This is a genomic window from Ensifer sp., assembly GCF_035999185.1.
Lineage (GTDB): Bacteria > Pseudomonadota > Alphaproteobacteria > Rhizobiales > Rhizobiaceae > Ensifer.
Window position 1 is genome coordinate 1 of record NZ_DASYHB010000010.1, and the last position, 14,739, is coordinate 14,739.

Below are 14,739 nucleotides of genomic sequence, written 5' to 3' on the forward strand. Positions count from 1 at the left end.
CGACCACGGCAAGTCGACGCTTGCCGACCGGCTGATCCAGTCCACCGGCGGCCTCGCCGAGCGCGAGATGTCCGAGCAGGTGCTCGACAGCATGGATATCGAGCGCGAGCGCGGCATCACCATCAAGGCCCAGACGGTGCGACTGCACTACAAGGCCAATGACGGCGAGACCTATGTGCTGAACCTCATCGACACGCCCGGCCACGTCGACTTCGCCTACGAAGTCTCGCGCTCGCTGTCGGCCTGCGAAGGCTCACTGCTTGTCGTCGACGCGTCCCAGGGCGTTGAAGCCCAGACGCTTGCCAACGTCTACCAGGCGATCGACAACAACCACGAACTCGTCACAGTGCTCAACAAGATCGACCTGCCGGCGGCCGAACCCGACCGCATCAAGGAGCAGATCGAGGAAGTGATCGGCATCGACGCGTCCGACGCGGTGCTGATTTCGGCAAAGACCGGCCTCGGCATTCCCGACGTGCTCGAAGCGATCGTCACCAAGCTGCCGGCGCCGAAGAGCGACGGCGGCGATGCGGCGCCGCTCAAGGCCCTGCTCGTCGACAGCTGGTACGACACCTATCTCGGCGTCATGGTTCTCGTGCGCATCATCGACGGCACGCTCAAGAAGGGCATGACCATCCGCATGATGGGCACCGACGCCAAGTACACGATCGAACGTGTCGGCGTGCTGACACCGAAGATGGTGGCGATGGATGCGCTTGGTCCGGGTGAGATCGGCTTCATCACCGCCTCGATCAAGGAAGTGGCCGACACCCGCGTCGGCGATACCATCACCGAGGACAAGCGCCCGACCGCAACCGCACTGCCGGGTTTCAAGCCGGCGCAGCCGGTGGTCTTCTGCGGTCTCTTCCCGGTCGACGCCGCCGACTTCGAGGACCTGCGCTCGGCCATGGGCAAGCTGCGCCTCAACGACGCGTCGTTCTCCTTCGAAATGGAATCGTCCGCCGCACTCGGCTTCGGTTTCCGCTGCGGCTTCCTCGGCCTGTTGCACCTCGAAATCATCCAGGAACGCCTGGAGCGCGAGTTCGACCTCGACCTGATCGCGACGGCCCCCTCGGTCGTCTACAAGCTGTTCATGACCGACGGCTCGGAGCGCGAGCTGCACAACCCGGCCGACATGCCCGACGTCGTCAAGATCGCAGAAATCCACGAGCCGTGGATCCGCGCGACGATCCTGACCCCCGACGATTATCTCGGCGGCATCCTGAAACTCTGCCAGGACCGCCGCGGCATCCAGATCGAGCTGACCTACGTCGGCACCCGCGCGATGCTGACCTACGACCTGCCGCTCAACGAAGTGGTGTTCGACTTCTACGACCGTCTGAAGTCGATCTCCAAGGGCTACGCCTCGTTCGACTACCAGATCACCGAGCACAAGGAAGGCAACCTTGTGAAGATGTCCATCCTCGTCAACGGCGAGCCGGTCGACGCGCTGTCGATGATGGTGCACCGGATGGCGGCGGAAAAGCGCGGCCGCGAAATGTGCGAGAAGCTCAAGGAGCTGATCCCGAAGCACATGTTCAAGATCCCGATCCAGGCGGCGATCGGCGGCAACGTCATCGCCCGCGAAACCATCTCGGCGCTGCGCAAGGACGTGACCGCCAAGTGCTACGGCGGCGACGCCACCCGCAAGCGCAAGCTCTTGGAAAAGCAGAAGGCCGGCAAGAAGCGCATGCGCCAGTTCGGCAAGGTGGAGATCCCGCAGGAAGCCTTCATCGCCGCGCTCAAGATGGGCGACGAGTAAGGGCTCTTCAGGTCCGATTGATTGAGGGAGGCATTTGCCTCCCTTTTTCTTTTTGGTGCGGGAGCCCCGCCCCCGCCCCGACACCGCCTCACTCGCAGTCTTCATCCTTGATGATTGATGTTCAGCCCGAGGATGACAGGCCGAGGGGGGTAGCGAGATCAGAACAGCGTTCGGGTCCAACGCCTATTTTTTCCAAGGTCGCCGTTTAGGTTCGCAACCTTCGACCGTCATTCCGCTCGCGTTCACTCCGGCAGTTTCTTCGGCAGCCACAGCCAGGCGATGACGCCCAATGCAAGGAGCGCAAGCCCTCCGACGCCGGCCGCGACTTGCAGGCCGGTGACGAAGGCTTCCTTGGCCTGCAGGGTCACTTCGGAAGCAAGACCCGGGTGATCGAGCGTTTCGTTGAGCGTGCCCGCCACGCCAGGGCCGAGGAGCCGGAAGCTGAGGGCGGCCAGCGAACCAAGAAGCGTGATGCCCAAGGCGTTGCCGAGCTCGTTGCTGGTCTCGGCGATCGAACCGGCCGCACCGGCGCGTTCGGCAGGCACGGCCGATACCGCGATCTCGGCCACAAGGCTGAAGGAAAGGCCGTAGCCGATGCCGGCGACAATGGTGGAGGCGATGAAGACCGCGACGCCGGTCTCCGTGGTGGTGAAGAGCAGCAGGAAAACCCCGGCCGCGATCAGGAAATGCGTTGCGACGAGCGCCGTCCTGCGGCCGACCTCCTCGACGATGCGGGCCGTGCCGACGCAGGTCGCCATCAGCACGATCGCGCCCGGCAAGGTCAAAAGAGCCGCCGTGAAGACGTCGAAACCCAACACCGATTGCAGGTAGATGCCCGAGAGATAACCGACAGCAGACCAGACGACCAGCGGCAGCAGGCCGGTGAGGATGGCAATCGAAAAGATCCGGTCGCGGAACAGGGTAAGATCGAGCAGCGGATACGCGATCCGCGTCTGCCGGCGAAGAAACAGGGCAATCGCGAGGATGCCGACGATCCCGGCACCCGATTGCAATAGGGTGAAGCCGTGAGCAGCAGCCGTCTTCAGCGAATAGGTGAAGAGCAGGATGCCGGCAAAGGACAAGACGAGGCTCGGCAGATCGATGCGGCCATAGGTCGTGGTGCGCACCTCGCGCAGAAGAATCGGTGCCGCGGCCAGGAAGCCGAGTACGACGGGGACGTTGATCAGGAACACGGCGCCCCACTCGAGTCGTTGCAACAGCAGCCCCCCGAGAACCGGGCCGATGGCGAAGCCGGCAGCAAACGTGGCGGCGAAGATGCCGATGGCCTGGGCGCGCAAACGCGGGTCCGGAAACAACGCGCTGACGATCGCAAGCCCCGAGGGCAGCAAGGTCGCGCCACCGAGCCCCATCAGGGCGCGCGAGGCGATGAGCGCCATGGGTGACTGCGAATAGGCCGCACCGAGCGATCCCAAGCCGAAGATCACCGCGCCGATCATGATCAGCTTCAGCCGTCCGTAGCGGTCGCCGATGTTGCCGAAGGCAATGAGCAGCGATCCGACGACGAAACCATAGATATCGAGGATCCAGAGCGCCTGGTCGGCGGTTGGCATGAGGGCCGAGGTCACTCGCGGCATGGCGAGATAAAGGATGGAACCATCCATGGCCACGAGCAGGACCAGGGGCAACACGGCCATAAGGCCGAGCCAGGCGTTTCGGTCCGTTGAACTTGGAAGGGAAGTGTCAGTCATAGGGCACAGGTCCTTGCTTACGGCATGCGCAGGCATGCCGCTTTGGCCGCCAGCGATGAAGGCGGGCGGGTGGTTGCGATCGGGAGGCGTCTTCTATATACTTCAAGTAAGTTACTTTTGGTATATAGCGATGTCAAGCGTCATGAAGCCGAGCCCTGACACCAACAAGCGCGTTCGCCTCACCCGTGAGCAGCGGCTAAGCCAGCTGATCGAGGTCGCCTGGAGGCTCGTTCGCGAGGAAGGCACCGACGCGCTGACGCTGCCGCGCATGGCCGAGGAGGCGGCCGTCGCCAAGCCGGTGGTCTATGACCATTTCGGCACGCGCAATGGCCTGCTTGCGGCGCTCTATCAGGATTTTGACGCGCGACAGACGGTCGTGATGGACGCGGCCATCGCGGCGAGCGACAAGACGCTGGAGGCAACAGCCAGAACCATTGCCTCTACCTATGTCGAATGCGTGCTTGCGCAGGGCCGGGAAATCCCCGGCGTGCTGGCGGCGCTTGCCGGCTCGCCGGAGCTTGCGGACGTCAAACGGGCTTATCAGTTGGTCTACATCGAGAAATGCCGAAAGGTTCTGAACCCGTTTGCGGGTGAAAAAGGCATCGCGGCGGCTGGCTTCTGGGCCATGCTTGGTGCCGCCGACGGCCTGTCTCAAGCCGCAGCGACAGGTGAGATCACGGCAGACGAGGCACAGAGGGAGCTTTACGAGACGATCTCTGCGATGGTGCGCAGAAGCGGACGGTAGAGGCGCCGGCAGCGGAAAACCTGGCCGGAGTGATGCAACGCCTGCCTGGAATTTTTCAGGCTCTGATCTGGATTCTCGAGTTAAACCCGAGAATGGCGACCGAGAGAGTGAGACGGTGCCAAAAGCGACAACACCTGCGTCCGCTTATGACAGCAAGAACCGCTTCCAGATCCGGTCCACCAGCGTGCCATCCTTGAGCGGCACCGCCTTGTCGACCTTGTAATCGACGAAACCCATCTTTCCGTAATAAGCAAGCCCGCCCACGTTGTCGGCGCGGATGGTGGCGTTGAGGGCTTTCAGGCCGATCGAGCGGGCATGATCGCACGTGGCCTTGAAAAGCGCCGTGCCAGCGCCGCGCACCTTGTTGCCGGGACGGGAGAAGGTGCCGATATCGGCCCAACCGTCAGGAATTCCATCCCAACGGTCCAAGGCCTGGAACGCGCAGGGCTCGCCAGCCTCGTCCATGGCAACGAAGCAGCTGACGAAACCGGGACCGGCAAGATAGTGCTCCACGAATGTCTCGGGCGTAAACGGCGTCTGGTGCGCGGTGGTGCCGCCGATCCGGATGATCTCGTTGAGGAATGCGCTGAGCGCCGGCGCGTCGTCGGAGCGCGCTGGGCGCACGTGGATCGTCCTGGTTACGTTCGTCATCGAAATGGTTCTCCTGAAAATCTATGAATGCGCGTCGCGATCCGCTTCAGGTCGTCGAGCGATAGAGCTGACGTGCCGGATTGCCGACAACGGTGGCTCCGGCGGGCACATCCCTTGTTACCACCGAGCCTGCGCCGACGATCGCGCCGTCGCCGATCGTCACGCCACCCAGGATGATGGCGCCGCCGCCGATCCAGACATCAGCACCAATCGTCACCGGACGGGCAATCTCGAGGCCCTGGCCGCGTAGCGCCGCATCCTTGTGGTGCTCGGCGCAGTAGATCTGCACGCCTGGCCCCAACATCGTCCCCTCGCCGATCGTTACGGCACCGCTGTCGAGGATGGTGCAGCCGGCATTGAGATAGACGCGCGCGCCGAGGCGAATGTTGATGCCGTAGGAACAATGGAATGGTGCCTCGACAAAGACGTCATCGGCAACGGATCCGAACAGTGCGCGCAGGGCCGGTGCCATCGTTCCACGCGTGCCCGGCGACATGGTGTTGTGCTGATGGATGGCTTCACGCGCCGTGAGCCGAAGCGCCTCAAGTTCGGCATCGAGGCACGTGTACCACGCACCGGCGGCCATCTTGTCGCGCTCGCTGCTCATGCCTGTGCCCTGGCCTCGGCAGCCGCACGTCGCGCCAGGCTTTCAGGCGGCCACATCGTCTTCATGTCATAGTAGATGTCGAAGACCGGAGCGCCGCCTTCGAGCGACAGCCACTTGACTTTGGAGCGCGTAAAGATGTGCGCGTCCGGCGGGAAATCCGAGGGTTGGTCGAGAGTGGCGATCCTCAGGAACGAGAGCCAGCCGCGCCGGCCGTAGTCGCTCCAGAGCGCCGTCTGGCATTCCGCGCAGCGATAGACGTCATGGGGACGACCGCTGTCGGTGGGGAGCGTCACGACGACAGGCTCGCCATTGGTGAGCTCGATGTTGTCACGCTCGATCACGCCGTTGACGACAAAGGCGCTGCCGACCTGGCGCTGGCAATCGCTGCAATGACAGCAATTGACGAACATTGGCGCGGCCTTCAGCCGGTAGCGAATGCGGCCGCAGAAGCAGCCGCCGCCTGTTGCCTCACTCATCCGTCGACCTCCTCCAGAACCGCTTCAGCATTGATGGCCATTCCATCGCGGCGGCTGATCGTCGCCACCCAGGCGCGCGCCAGTGCCAGGCCCGCGGCATCGGCCTCCCGCCCATGGCGGGCTGCGTGCTCGCGATAACGGGCAAGCCAGGTGGGGTCGAGCCGGTTGATCGTATCGGGGAAGGTACGGTTCCAGTCCTCGACCAGATGCGTGTCCGCCTCGAAATGGAATTGCGTGCCATAGGCGGCACGCCCCATGCGGAAGGCCTGGTGCACCGTCACGGCGTTTTCGGCCAAATGCACCGCGCCTTCCGGCAGCGTGAAGGTATCGCCATGCCACTGGAAGATCGGGAAGCTCTCGCCGACGCTTGCCAGCACCGGATCAACGGCGCCCTCGCCGCGCACATGCACCTGGCACCAGCCGAATTCCCTGGCGGCTCCCAGCAGGTTCTTCGCACCATAGGCGCGGGCGAGAAGCTGGCTTCCAAGGCAGATGCCGAGCACGGAGCAGCCGCTGTCGCCGAAGGCGCGCATCAGCGCGGCAAGCGTGGGGAGATAGGGAAAGGCAGCATCGTCAAGCGCACTCTGTTCACCGCCGAGCACGACGAGCGCGTCGTAGCCATCCGGCGTTTCAGGCACGGCATCCCCCAGATAGGCACGACGGATTTCGATCTCGGCCTTTGCCTCGCGCAGCGCCGAGCCGACCTGGCCGAGCTCGGTCTTCGCCATGTTTTCAACCACCAACACCCGCATCGCTACGTCCCTTCGTCTTCGCGACGAGAGAATGATCACGAGCGGGTTTCCTGTTCAAGAGGGGATTGTTCGAAGGAGCGAGCCGGCTTGCACAACAGGCGGCCTTGACTTCGCGGCCAAACTTTCCGACCCTTGGGCCATCATGATGGCGACGATTTCTTCTCATTGCTGCTTCCGGGTGTGCCCGATCGCAGGAACCTGACCCCGGCCCGGATGCTTGCGCTCTCCGGGTGAGGGGAGCCTTTCGCGTCGGCAGAAGACATTTGTGAACGCGGCTGAACGAGCGCCGAATATCCAGAAATCGATTTCGATTGCGCCCGCTGAGTGCGCATCGATGGAACGTGTCAGGTCACATCATGGCGGCATCCCGCAAGAAACTTCCCGCAATCATCATCAATGCCGAAGACCACAAGCGGCTGACGGCCCTCGCCTCCGCCGCACTCGAACGCGTTCCCGAAGTGGCCGAAGCGCTGCTGGCCGAACTCGACCGCGCCCGCATCGGCCCGGCCGACGCGCTGCCCGCCGACAGCGTGCAGATGGGCTCCACCGTCGCCTTCGAGGCCGACAACGGTTTCGCCAAGAAGGTGACGCTCGTCTATCCCGGCGAGGCCGATATCGAGGCCGGTCGCATTTCGGTGCTGACGCCCATCGGGGCGGCGCTGATCGGCCTTTCCGTCGGCCAGTCGATCGACTGGCTCGACCGCTCCGGCAAGGTCCACCGCATGACCATCCGTACGGTCACGGCAAGGGAAAGCGCCTGACCTTCAAGGCGAAGGCGCACAGGCACCCATACGAAAACGGGGAGGCCGGTTTCACCGCCTCCCCGTTTCAATGATCGCAATGCGATCGATCAGAACTGCTTGCCGAGCTTGGCGTCGACCGACTGGCTGTTGGCGCCGCGAATGGCGAAGAAGAACAGGATTGCCGCCCACAGGATCGATTTCTCGGCGCCGAACAGGCCTTCCGCCTGGACGATGCCGTGGAAATAGACCGTGACGAGGAGCACAATCATGCCGGCAAAGGCGGCCGGGCGGGTCAAGAGACCGATCGCGATCAGGATGCCGCCAAAGAATTCCGTGGCAGCAAGAAGCGGCGACCAGAAGACGCCGGGATAAAAGCCGAGGCCTTCCACCATGCCGATCGCGCCGAAGGGGTCGGTGATCTTGCCGAAGCCATGAACCGCAAGCAGGACGCCCGCGAGGACCCGCAACAGCGTTTCGGCGAAGGTGTCGAGCGGCAGGTAGATCTTTTGAAGCGCCGGCAGGATGGCGCGCGGGCGGGAACTGGAAGCGGTGACGTCGGTCATAAGGGCCTCTCCGGCGGTTGGGGTGCGACAATTTGTGCAATGCCGCAATCTCTCACCGCGACGCCCGGCCAAAGCAAGCGACCGCCGATAAAAACATGACTAAATTGGTTGACAATTATGTGAGTGCGACGTGAGCGCGCACGCCGCCGCGGTTGTTTCCATGCCATGCGACCGGTATGGTCGCCGCCCCGACACAGAGCCGAGAACCGCCCGATGGACCAAAAGCCACGCATCACCATCCTCTACTGCACCCAGTGCAACTGGCTGCTGCGCGCCGGCTGGATGGCGCAGGAACTGCTGCAGACCTTTGGTCAATCGCTCGGCGAAGTGGCGCTCATTCCCGGCACCGGCGGCAATTTCGAGATCCGCGTCAACGACGAGCTGATCTGGGAGCGCAAGCGCGACGGCGGCTTTCCGGGTCCGAAGGAACTGAAGCAGCGCATCCGCGACATCATCGAGCCGGAGCGCGATCTCGGCCACACCGACAGGAGCTGATCCTGGATTTCGGAATTCTCTTCGGCGTCTTCTCCGCCGCATTCCTGTCGGCGACGCTACTCTTTGGCATGTCGGAGGCGGCGATCGTTGCGGCCGCATTGCACGGCGAGACGAGCCGCACCGCCCTCTTCCTTGCCGCAACCGCCGGCAACGTACTTGGCGCCGTCGTCAACTTCGCGCTCGGGCGTTTTCTCATCCGGTTCGAAGGGCGTCGCTGGTTTCCCGTTTCTCCCGCGGCACGGAAAAAGGCGGAGGCGCTCTTTGCCCGTTACGGTCAGCCGGTGCTGCTTCTCTCCTGGCTACCGGTCATCGGCGACCCGCTGACGCTGGTCGCCGGCCTCCTGCGCATGAAGCTGCCGTTGTTCCTGCTGTTCGTCACGATCGGCAAGGCGGCGCGCTACGCCGTCGTCCTGCACCTGACGCCCTAGGCCCGCAGCCGCTCAGCTGTGGGCGAAGATGTCGGTCTCGTCCCAGCCGAGCAGGTCGAGCTTGGAGCGCGTCGGCAGGAAGGCAAAGCAGGCGTCGGCGTGTTCCATTCGGCCATCGCGTAGCAGACGGGCTGTCAGCTTCTCCCTGAGGGCGTGCAGGTGGAGAACGTCTGAAGCGGCATATTCGAGTTGTGCCTGCGACAAGGTCTCGGCCGCCCAGTCGGACGACTGCTGCTGTTTGGAGATGTCGACGTCGAGCATCTCCTTGAGATTGTCCTTCAGGCCGTGGCGGTCGGTATAGGTCCGGGTCAGCCGCGAGGCGATCTTGGTGCAAAATACCGGCGTCGTCGTGACCCCGAATGTGTGGAACAGGACGGCAATATCGAAACGGCCGAAATGGAAGATCTTCTGGCGGGCAGGATCTTCAAGCATGGCGACGAGGTTCGGTGCTTGCTTCTGGCCTGCGGCGATGCGGATCACGTCGGCAGTGCCGTCGCCCGGGGAAAGCTGCACCACGCACAGCCGGTCGCGGCGGGGGATGAGGCCGAGCGTTTCCGTGTCGATCGCGATCGCGCCCCGATAGCGGTCGGCATCAACAGCGGAAATATCGCCTTCGTGGAACCGTATTGCATTCGCCATCGAAAATCCCCAGATCAAAGGAAGTGGTGTGGCCTATAGCGCAAGTTTGGCGCCGGCGATACCGTTGTCACATTACGCCCGCCGCTTGCCGCTTCGAAAGTCCTGACGATGACGTCGCTTCACTCCGCCCTCGCCCTTTCCACGCTCGCGCTCGCCATCACACTTTCCGCGATGCCGGCAGCGGCGCAGACCTATCGGGATCTGCCGGGCGTGCGCCAGATGGATCCGCTGAACGGCGGTGGCGACCAGATCGTCTGCGAACAGAGCTTCGTCGATCGAAACTATCCGTTCGAATCGACCGCCCGCGGCCGCCCCATCTACGATACGATCTACAATTGCCGGCGTGGTGACGGGCCGGTATTCCAGGGCAGCGACCTGCCGCCGTCGCTCTATCGGCAGAAGCGCGGTCTCGGCTACTGACGCAGCGCACGCCGCATCCCGCATTCGGCCGGATGCCTGCGTGCGGACACACCGCGACGCTTGGCAAGGCGCCGATTTGTTCCTAGACCTTGACACGAGGAAGCGGGGGCCACCTCCGCCAGGGAGGAACCATGTCCGATACGAGACCGCTCGCCATCAGCGCACCCGCCCCGCGCACGCTCGACCTGATCTTCACGCCGGAGGCGCTTGCCGACCTTCACCGGCGCTACCGCATTGTGGAAGCGGACCCTGACGATATTGCCGGCCTTGGCGATGAGGTGCTGGCCGAGGCCCGCTACATCATCGGCCAGCCGCCGCTTGACCACCCCACGCTCGACCGCATGGGCAAGCTCAGGGCGATCCTCAATGTCGAGAGCAACCTCATCAACAACATGCCCTACGACGTGTTGTTTCAGCGCGGCATCCACGTGGTGACCACCGGCCAGGTCTTTGCCGAACCGGTCGCGGAACTCGGCCTCGCCATGGCGCTCAACATCGCCCGCGGCATCGTCGATGCCGATCTCGCCTTCCGCGAAGGCCGCGAGCTCTGGGGCGGCGACGGCAACCGCTCGGCCCGCCTGCTCTCGGGCTCCGACATCGGCATCATCGGCTTCGGCGATCTCGGCAAGGCGCTGAACCGCGTGCTTTCAGGCTTCCGCGCCAGGATCCGGGTTTTCGATCCCTGGATGCCCGTTTCCATCCTGAAGGACAACGGCGTCGAACCGGCGTCGCTCGACACGGTTCTTGGCGAGAGTGACTACGTTTTCGTCGTCGCCTCCGTCACCAGCGAGAACGAGGGTTTTCTCGGCGAGAAAGCCTTTGCCCGCATGCGCCCAGGTGCCGCCTTCATCCTTTTGAGCCGTGCCGGCGTTGTCGATTTCGACGCACTGATGGCCGCCGTCGCGCGTGGGCATATCGTGGCGGCGAGCGACGTCTTTCCCGAAGAACCGCTGCCGCTTGAGCATCCCGTGCGCACGCTGCCCGGTTTCCTGCGCTCAGCCCACCGGGCCGGCGCACTCGAAAGCGCCTTCAAAAAGATGGGCGACATGGTGCTTGAGGACATGGACCTGATGGACCGCGACCTGCCGCCGATGCGCTGCAAGCGTGCGGAGCGCGAAACCGTAGCCCGCATGCGCTCGAAGCCGGTAACGGTCAACTGAGCGAACGTTTTTGCGTGGCGGATGACGGCGGGATCGTGCGTCCCGACGATTAACGTGTTTTATGGGAATCGCATATAGGGTTTCAACGCAGCGGCGGCCTGCGGCATCGACACACGCGAAGGTCGCACAACTTGAACCGCAGCGTAGCGCGAAGATAGAGAGCCCGATGACTGACACGGCGCCCGGTAATCCACGAAGCAGCATAAGCGACACCTGGAACAGTTCGCTGCGCACGCTGTTCAGCCTGGTCATGGTTGCCATGCTCATCGCAGTCTCCGCGACCCTCGTCGGTCTCGACTACAACCGCTCGCGCAACGCCGCGATCGCCGATGCCGAGGCCAACATGCGCGGCTTCATGAGCCGGCTGGTCGACCGGCTAGGCGTGCTGTCGGGCGATACCTCCGCCCTCGTCAGCCTCGTCTCCTCGGTCGCCAACTCCTTCCTCGTGCCGCCGCCGGAGCGCATGGCCGACAAGGTGGCGGTCCTTCGTGAAGGCATCTCTCGGTCGCCGCACATCGACGGGGTTTATGTCGGCTATCCCAACGGCGCCTTCTTTCACATGGTCGATCTCAAGCAGGCCGCATGGCGGATGGCGCTCGATGCGCCGCGGGGCGCAGCCATTGCCGTGCGCTCGATGGAAAGGGATGCAAGCGGCAAGCCCCTGCAGCGCGTCCTTTTCCTGGACAAGGACGGCACGCAATTCTCCGATCGGATCGTGCCATCTTCCGGCTTCGACCCGCGAACCAGGCCCTGGTATCGTGCGGCGGTCAACGGCAAGGCCGCGGTCTCGACCGGCCCTTACGAAAGCGCGACGACCGAGACGCTCGGAATGACCATCTCTCAGGCCCATCGCGGCAATCCGCAGATCGTGATCGGCGCCGACGTCGTCCTCGATACCATCACCGATTTCCTTGCCCGCGAACGGCTGACGACCGGTTCCGTTTCGTTCATCCTCGATGCCTTCGGACGGCCGATCATCCATTCCGACCGGGTGATGATGCGGCGCATCATGGCGGCACGGGAAAAGGATAGCCCGATCGTGCAGGCCGACAGCGATCCCCTGATCCAGAGCATCCGCCTGCATCCGCCAGCGCCCGGCAAGGCAGACTTCGTGGAAGTCGGAGACCGGACCTATCTCGTCATGGTGACGCCGCTCGAATCCGCGCTGCTTCTGTCCGGCAACCGCGCCGTGGTGGCCGCACCGCTCGACGAGTTGATGGCGGAAGCGAACCGCACCCTCGTGCAGGGTTTGGCGATTTCCGGCGCCGTGGTGACGCTCGCCGTGCTCGTCTCGCTGCTGCTTGCGCATCTGATCACCAAGGGGCTCAACCAGCTGACCGCCAGCGCCAACCGGCTGCAGGATCTCGACTTCACCACGCCGATCGATGTGTCGTCGCATGTCAGCGAGATCTCGACGCTCGGAGGCGCCATGAACCGGGCGCGCGACGCGATCTTCACCTTCGCGCTCTATGTCCCGAAGGAACTGGTGCGCAAAGGCATCGAATCCGGCCATTTCAGCGGCCGCTCGGCCTGGCGTCAGGAAGTGACAGCGCTCTTTACCGACATCTACGACTTCACCACGCTCAGCGAGAAGCACTCGCCGGAGGAGGTCGTGGCGATGCTGTCGGAGTATTTCGATATCTTCAGCGAGGCGGTCGGCGAACACGACGGCACGATCATCCAGTTCCTCGGCGATTCCGTGTTTGCCATGTGGAACGCGCCGGCACCGGACGCAAGACATGCCGAGCACGCCTGCCGTTGCGCGCTGGACGTTGAGCAGCGGCTCGGTGTCTTCAACGCGGCGCAGCGCAAGAAGGGGCTGCCGGAGTTCCGGACCCGCTTCGGCATTCACACCGGCACCGCGGTCGTCGGCAATGTCGGCGCCCGGGAGCGGCTGCAATACACGGCCATGGGCGACACGGTGAACGTGGCGTCCCGTCTTGAAGGCATGAACAAGAATTACGACACGACGATCATGGCGAGCGGCGCGGTGGTCGCACAGGCCAGCGACGTGATCCATTTCAGGCCGCTCGGAACGGCGCAGGCCAAGGGGCGTGCCACCGCACTCGAAATCTACGAGGTGCTTGGCGCGGAGCCCGAGGAAACTGCATCCGAGAACGACGCGCCCGAAACAGCTGGCAACGGCTCGAACGCTTCTGACAGCGGCGTATAGGCCGCGCTCACGAACCCAGGCTGCGCCGCTGGCGGGTAACCCAGCGCAGGCCCGCAACCACGCCAAGACCCAGCAGCGGCCACACCGCCCAGAAGACACCATCCCATGTCAGAAGGTTGATGGTCAGAACCACCAATCCGCAAAGCGCCAGGATCCCGATGCCGCGATCCACCCAGCGGTTGGCCTTGAGCCAGGACAGGCCGGCAAGGATGGAGACGCCGAGCATCGGCCAGACTGCCCAGAACACACCATCCCACGTCAGCAGGTTGAGTACCGCAAGGCCCGCAACGATAACCGCAAGCACTGGCACAGAGCGGCTGTTTGCGACAGCGACCGCGTCGGCAGCCTTGGCGGCCTTGCCTGTTCCCGCGGCGGGGCGAACCGGATTGCGCGCGTCCTTGGCAGCCGAGCGGCCAAAGACGCCGTCTGCGGCCGCGACCCGTACATTCGGCGCACCGATGCGCACGGCGTAGCTCGGGATGCCGCCATCGATGTTCTTCACCTCAAGCGGCCCCAGGAAATCGAAGCCGACGGCGACCTTGTTGCGCACCTGGTCATAGACGGTGTTGGAAATGACAATGCCGCCAGCGGGCGCCGATGCTTGCAGCCGCGCGGCGACGTTGACACCGTCGCCATAGAGGTCGTCGCCTTCGGCAATCACGTCGCCGAGATTGATGCCGATGCGAAACAGCATCTGCTCATCGACCGGGCATTTCGCGTTGCAACCGGCCAGTTCGTTCTGCACGTCGATTGCCGCGCGCAGCGCCTCCACCACACTCGAAAACTCGGCGATCAGGCCGTCGCCCCACGTGTTGACGACGCGGCCATGATGCACCTCGATCAGCCGCCCCATCGCGTCACGATGCCGTTTCAATGTGGCGAGCGTGCCCTCCTCGTCGGCGCGCATCAGCCGCGTGTAGTCCTGCACATCCGCGGAAAGGATGGTGGTCAGCTTACGACGTGTCTCAGACATCGCCTTCGTCCTTGTTCAAGATCCGCCGCGCCGGCGAATTCATCCACAGCGTCGCATCGACCGGAGTTCCGTCGTGCGCCTGCCTCCGCTTGCGAACACCGTCCTGGCGCGCCCAAGCCACGCTTGCCAAAATCGCCCGGCGCCCTCGCCACGCGTCCCACTCTTTTTGGTCCGGCTAGAATATCATGACTGTCGTTGAAAGCTTCAAGTCGCAATGCGCGAAAATACCGTCGCGGCGCAACCAATGGGCTGGAAAATCGACACTCGATCGAGAGGAAACCGGCCCCAATTTCGCCGAAAGGCAGAAACGAAAAAACCCCGGCGAACCGGGGTTTTTCAAAACCAAGTCAAAGACTTGGCTTGGGAATTTGGTGCCCAGAAGAGGACTCGAACCTCCACACCCTTTCGAGTACCAGCACCTGAAGCTGGCGCGTCTACCAATT

The 14,739-nt window shown here is 63.7% G+C and carries 17 protein-coding genes; 9 read left to right on the plus strand and 8 right to left on the minus strand.

All coding sequences use genetic code 11. The features are described 5' to 3' along the window. On the plus strand, nt 1-1,762 hold a 1,762-nt coding region (gene lepA, locus VGO04_RS00430; RefSeq protein ID WP_327493984.1), incomplete at its 5' end, for a translation elongation factor 4. Nucleotides 1,763-2,004: 242 nt separating this feature from the next. Here lepA and VGO04_RS00435 read toward each other — a convergent pair. Beyond that, the gene (locus tag VGO04_RS00435) at nt 2,005-3,471 is read right to left on the minus strand and encodes an MFS transporter (protein WP_327493985.1); all 1,467 of its coding nucleotides are present in this window, start codon (nt 3,469-3,471) and stop codon (nt 2,005-2,007) included. Nucleotides 3,472-3,601: 130 nt separating this feature from the next. Between VGO04_RS00435 and VGO04_RS00440 the strand changes: the two genes are divergently transcribed. Beyond that, nucleotides 3,602-4,216 carry a TetR/AcrR family transcriptional regulator gene (locus VGO04_RS00440; RefSeq protein ID WP_414650490.1) on the plus strand — a complete coding sequence of 205 codons (615 nt, stop codon included), beginning with the start codon at nt 3,602-3,604 and terminating at the stop codon, nt 4,214-4,216. A gap of 144 nt (nt 4,217-4,360) precedes the next feature. On the opposite strand, the gene VGO04_RS00445 is transcribed toward VGO04_RS00440, so the two are convergent. The 4 genes from VGO04_RS00445 to VGO04_RS00460 are packed head-to-tail and all read right to left on the minus strand — an operon-like array spanning nt 4,361 to nt 6,702. Then, nucleotides 4,361-4,867 carry a GNAT family protein gene (locus tag VGO04_RS00445; protein ID WP_327493987.1) on the minus strand — a complete coding sequence of 169 codons (507 nt, stop codon included), beginning with the start codon at nt 4,865-4,867 and terminating at the stop codon, nt 4,361-4,363. 46 nt (nt 4,868-4,913) lie between these two features. Then, nucleotides 4,914-5,474, minus strand: coding sequence for a sugar O-acetyltransferase (locus VGO04_RS00450; protein WP_327493988.1), 561 nt, complete (start codon nt 5,472-5,474; stop codon nt 4,914-4,916). After that, nucleotides 5,471-5,950 carry a GFA family protein gene (locus VGO04_RS00455; RefSeq protein WP_327493989.1) on the minus strand — a complete coding sequence of 160 codons (480 nt, stop codon included), beginning with the start codon at nt 5,948-5,950 and terminating at the stop codon, nt 5,471-5,473. Before VGO04_RS00455 ends, VGO04_RS00450 begins: the two co-directional genes overlap by 4 nt. Next, nucleotides 5,947-6,702, minus strand: a complete 756-nt coding sequence (locus VGO04_RS00460) for a type 1 glutamine amidotransferase (RefSeq protein WP_327493990.1) — start codon at nt 6,700-6,702, stop codon at nt 5,947-5,949. Before VGO04_RS00460 ends, VGO04_RS00455 begins: the two co-directional genes overlap by 4 nt. Before the next feature lie 356 nt (nt 6,703-7,058). On the opposite strand from VGO04_RS00460, the gene rnk reads away from it, so the two are divergent. After that, the gene (gene rnk / locus VGO04_RS00465; protein ID WP_327493991.1) at nt 7,059-7,463 is read left to right on the plus strand and encodes a nucleoside diphosphate kinase regulator; all 405 of its coding nucleotides are present in this window, start codon (nt 7,059-7,061) and stop codon (nt 7,461-7,463) included. A gap of 89 nt (nt 7,464-7,552) precedes the next feature. On the opposite strand, the gene VGO04_RS00470 is transcribed toward rnk, so the two are convergent. Continuing rightward, entirely contained in the window at nt 7,553-8,008 is a 456-nt protein-coding gene (locus VGO04_RS00470; protein ID WP_327493992.1) for a DoxX family protein, read from the minus strand. Between the two features lie 213 nt (nt 8,009-8,221). Between VGO04_RS00470 and VGO04_RS00475 the strand changes: the two genes are divergently transcribed. Continuing rightward, complete coding sequence (locus VGO04_RS00475; RefSeq protein WP_327493993.1) at nt 8,222-8,503, plus strand: SelT/SelW/SelH family protein; 282 nt, start codon at nt 8,222-8,224, stop codon at nt 8,501-8,503. Nucleotides 8,504-8,586: 83 nt separating this feature from the next. Further along, on the plus strand, nt 8,587-8,931 hold the full coding sequence (locus VGO04_RS00480; RefSeq protein WP_327494001.1) for a YqaA family protein: 345 nt from the start codon (nt 8,587-8,589) through the stop codon (nt 8,929-8,931). A 12-nt stretch (nt 8,932-8,943) separates the two neighbouring features. Here the strand turns inward: VGO04_RS00480 and VGO04_RS00485 are convergent, their stop codons facing one another. Then, nucleotides 8,944-9,570, minus strand: a complete 627-nt coding sequence (locus tag VGO04_RS00485) for a ribonuclease D (protein ID WP_327493995.1) — start codon at nt 9,568-9,570, stop codon at nt 8,944-8,946. Between the two features lie 108 nt (nt 9,571-9,678). Here VGO04_RS00485 and VGO04_RS00490 point away from each other — a divergent pair, with 108 nt between their 5' ends. From VGO04_RS00490 to VGO04_RS00500, 3 genes are all read left to right on the plus strand, one after another. Continuing rightward, nucleotides 9,679-9,990: a hypothetical protein gene (locus tag VGO04_RS00490; protein ID WP_327493996.1), complete on the plus strand. Its 312-nt coding sequence runs from the start codon at nt 9,679-9,681 to the stop codon at nt 9,988-9,990. 131 nt (nt 9,991-10,121) lie between these two features. Further along, nucleotides 10,122-11,150 carry a hydroxyacid dehydrogenase gene (locus VGO04_RS00495; protein ID WP_327493997.1) on the plus strand — a complete coding sequence of 343 codons (1,029 nt, stop codon included), beginning with the start codon at nt 10,122-10,124 and terminating at the stop codon, nt 11,148-11,150. A gap of 166 nt (nt 11,151-11,316) precedes the next feature. Beyond that, a complete protein-coding gene (locus VGO04_RS00500) occupies nt 11,317-13,323 on the plus strand; it encodes an adenylate/guanylate cyclase domain-containing protein (RefSeq protein ID WP_327493998.1) in 2,007 nt (668 codons plus the stop codon). Nucleotides 13,324-13,330: 7 nt separating this feature from the next. Here VGO04_RS00500 and VGO04_RS00505 read toward each other — a convergent pair whose 3' ends face one another. Next, nucleotides 13,331-14,296, minus strand: a complete 966-nt coding sequence (locus VGO04_RS00505; RefSeq protein ID WP_327493999.1) for an adenylate/guanylate cyclase domain-containing protein — start codon at nt 14,294-14,296, stop codon at nt 13,331-13,333. A 185-nt stretch (nt 14,297-14,481) separates the two neighbouring features. Between VGO04_RS00505 and VGO04_RS00510 the strand changes: the two genes are divergently transcribed. Further along, nucleotides 14,482-14,739, plus strand: a 258-nt coding sequence (locus tag VGO04_RS00510) for a hypothetical protein (protein WP_327494000.1), incomplete at its 3' end; no start/stop codon positions are given.

Coding starts and splice junctions, on each gene's coding strand:
- VGO04_RS00475 (WP_327493993.1), top strand. CDS start 8,222: ATGGACCAAAAGCCACGCATCACCATCCTCTACTGCACCCAGTGCAAC.
- VGO04_RS00445 (WP_327493987.1), bottom strand. CDS start 4,867: ATGACGAACGTAACCAGGACGATCCACGTGCGCCCAGCGCGCTCCGAC.
- VGO04_RS00500 (WP_327493998.1), top strand. CDS start 11,317: ATGACTGACACGGCGCCCGGTAATCCACGAAGCAGCATAAGCGACACC.
- VGO04_RS00485 (WP_327493995.1), bottom strand. CDS start 9,570: ATGGCGAATGCAATACGGTTCCACGAAGGCGATATTTCCGCTGTTGAT.
- VGO04_RS00505 (WP_327493999.1), bottom strand. CDS start 14,296: ATGTCTGAGACACGTCGTAAGCTGACCACCATCCTTTCCGCGGATGTG.
- VGO04_RS00450 (WP_327493988.1), bottom strand. CDS start 5,474: ATGAGCAGCGAGCGCGACAAGATGGCCGCCGGTGCGTGGTACACGTGC.
- VGO04_RS00495 (WP_327493997.1), top strand. CDS start 10,122: ATGTCCGATACGAGACCGCTCGCCATCAGCGCACCCGCCCCGCGCACG.
- VGO04_RS00455 (WP_327493989.1), bottom strand. CDS start 5,950: ATGAGTGAGGCAACAGGCGGCGGCTGCTTCTGCGGCCGCATTCGCTAC.
- VGO04_RS00490 (WP_327493996.1), top strand. CDS start 9,679: ATGACGTCGCTTCACTCCGCCCTCGCCCTTTCCACGCTCGCGCTCGCC.
- VGO04_RS00460 (WP_327493990.1), bottom strand. CDS start 6,702: ATGCGGGTGTTGGTGGTTGAAAACATGGCGAAGACCGAGCTCGGCCAG.
- VGO04_RS00440 (WP_414650490.1), top strand. CDS start 3,602: ATGTCAAGCGTCATGAAGCCGAGCCCTGACACCAACAAGCGCGTTCGC.
- VGO04_RS00470 (WP_327493992.1), bottom strand. CDS start 8,008: ATGACCGACGTCACCGCTTCCAGTTCCCGCCCGCGCGCCATCCTGCCG.
- VGO04_RS00435 (WP_327493985.1), bottom strand. CDS start 3,471: ATGACTGACACTTCCCTTCCAAGTTCAACGGACCGAAACGCCTGGCTC.
- rnk (WP_327493991.1), top strand. CDS start 7,059: ATGGCGGCATCCCGCAAGAAACTTCCCGCAATCATCATCAATGCCGAA.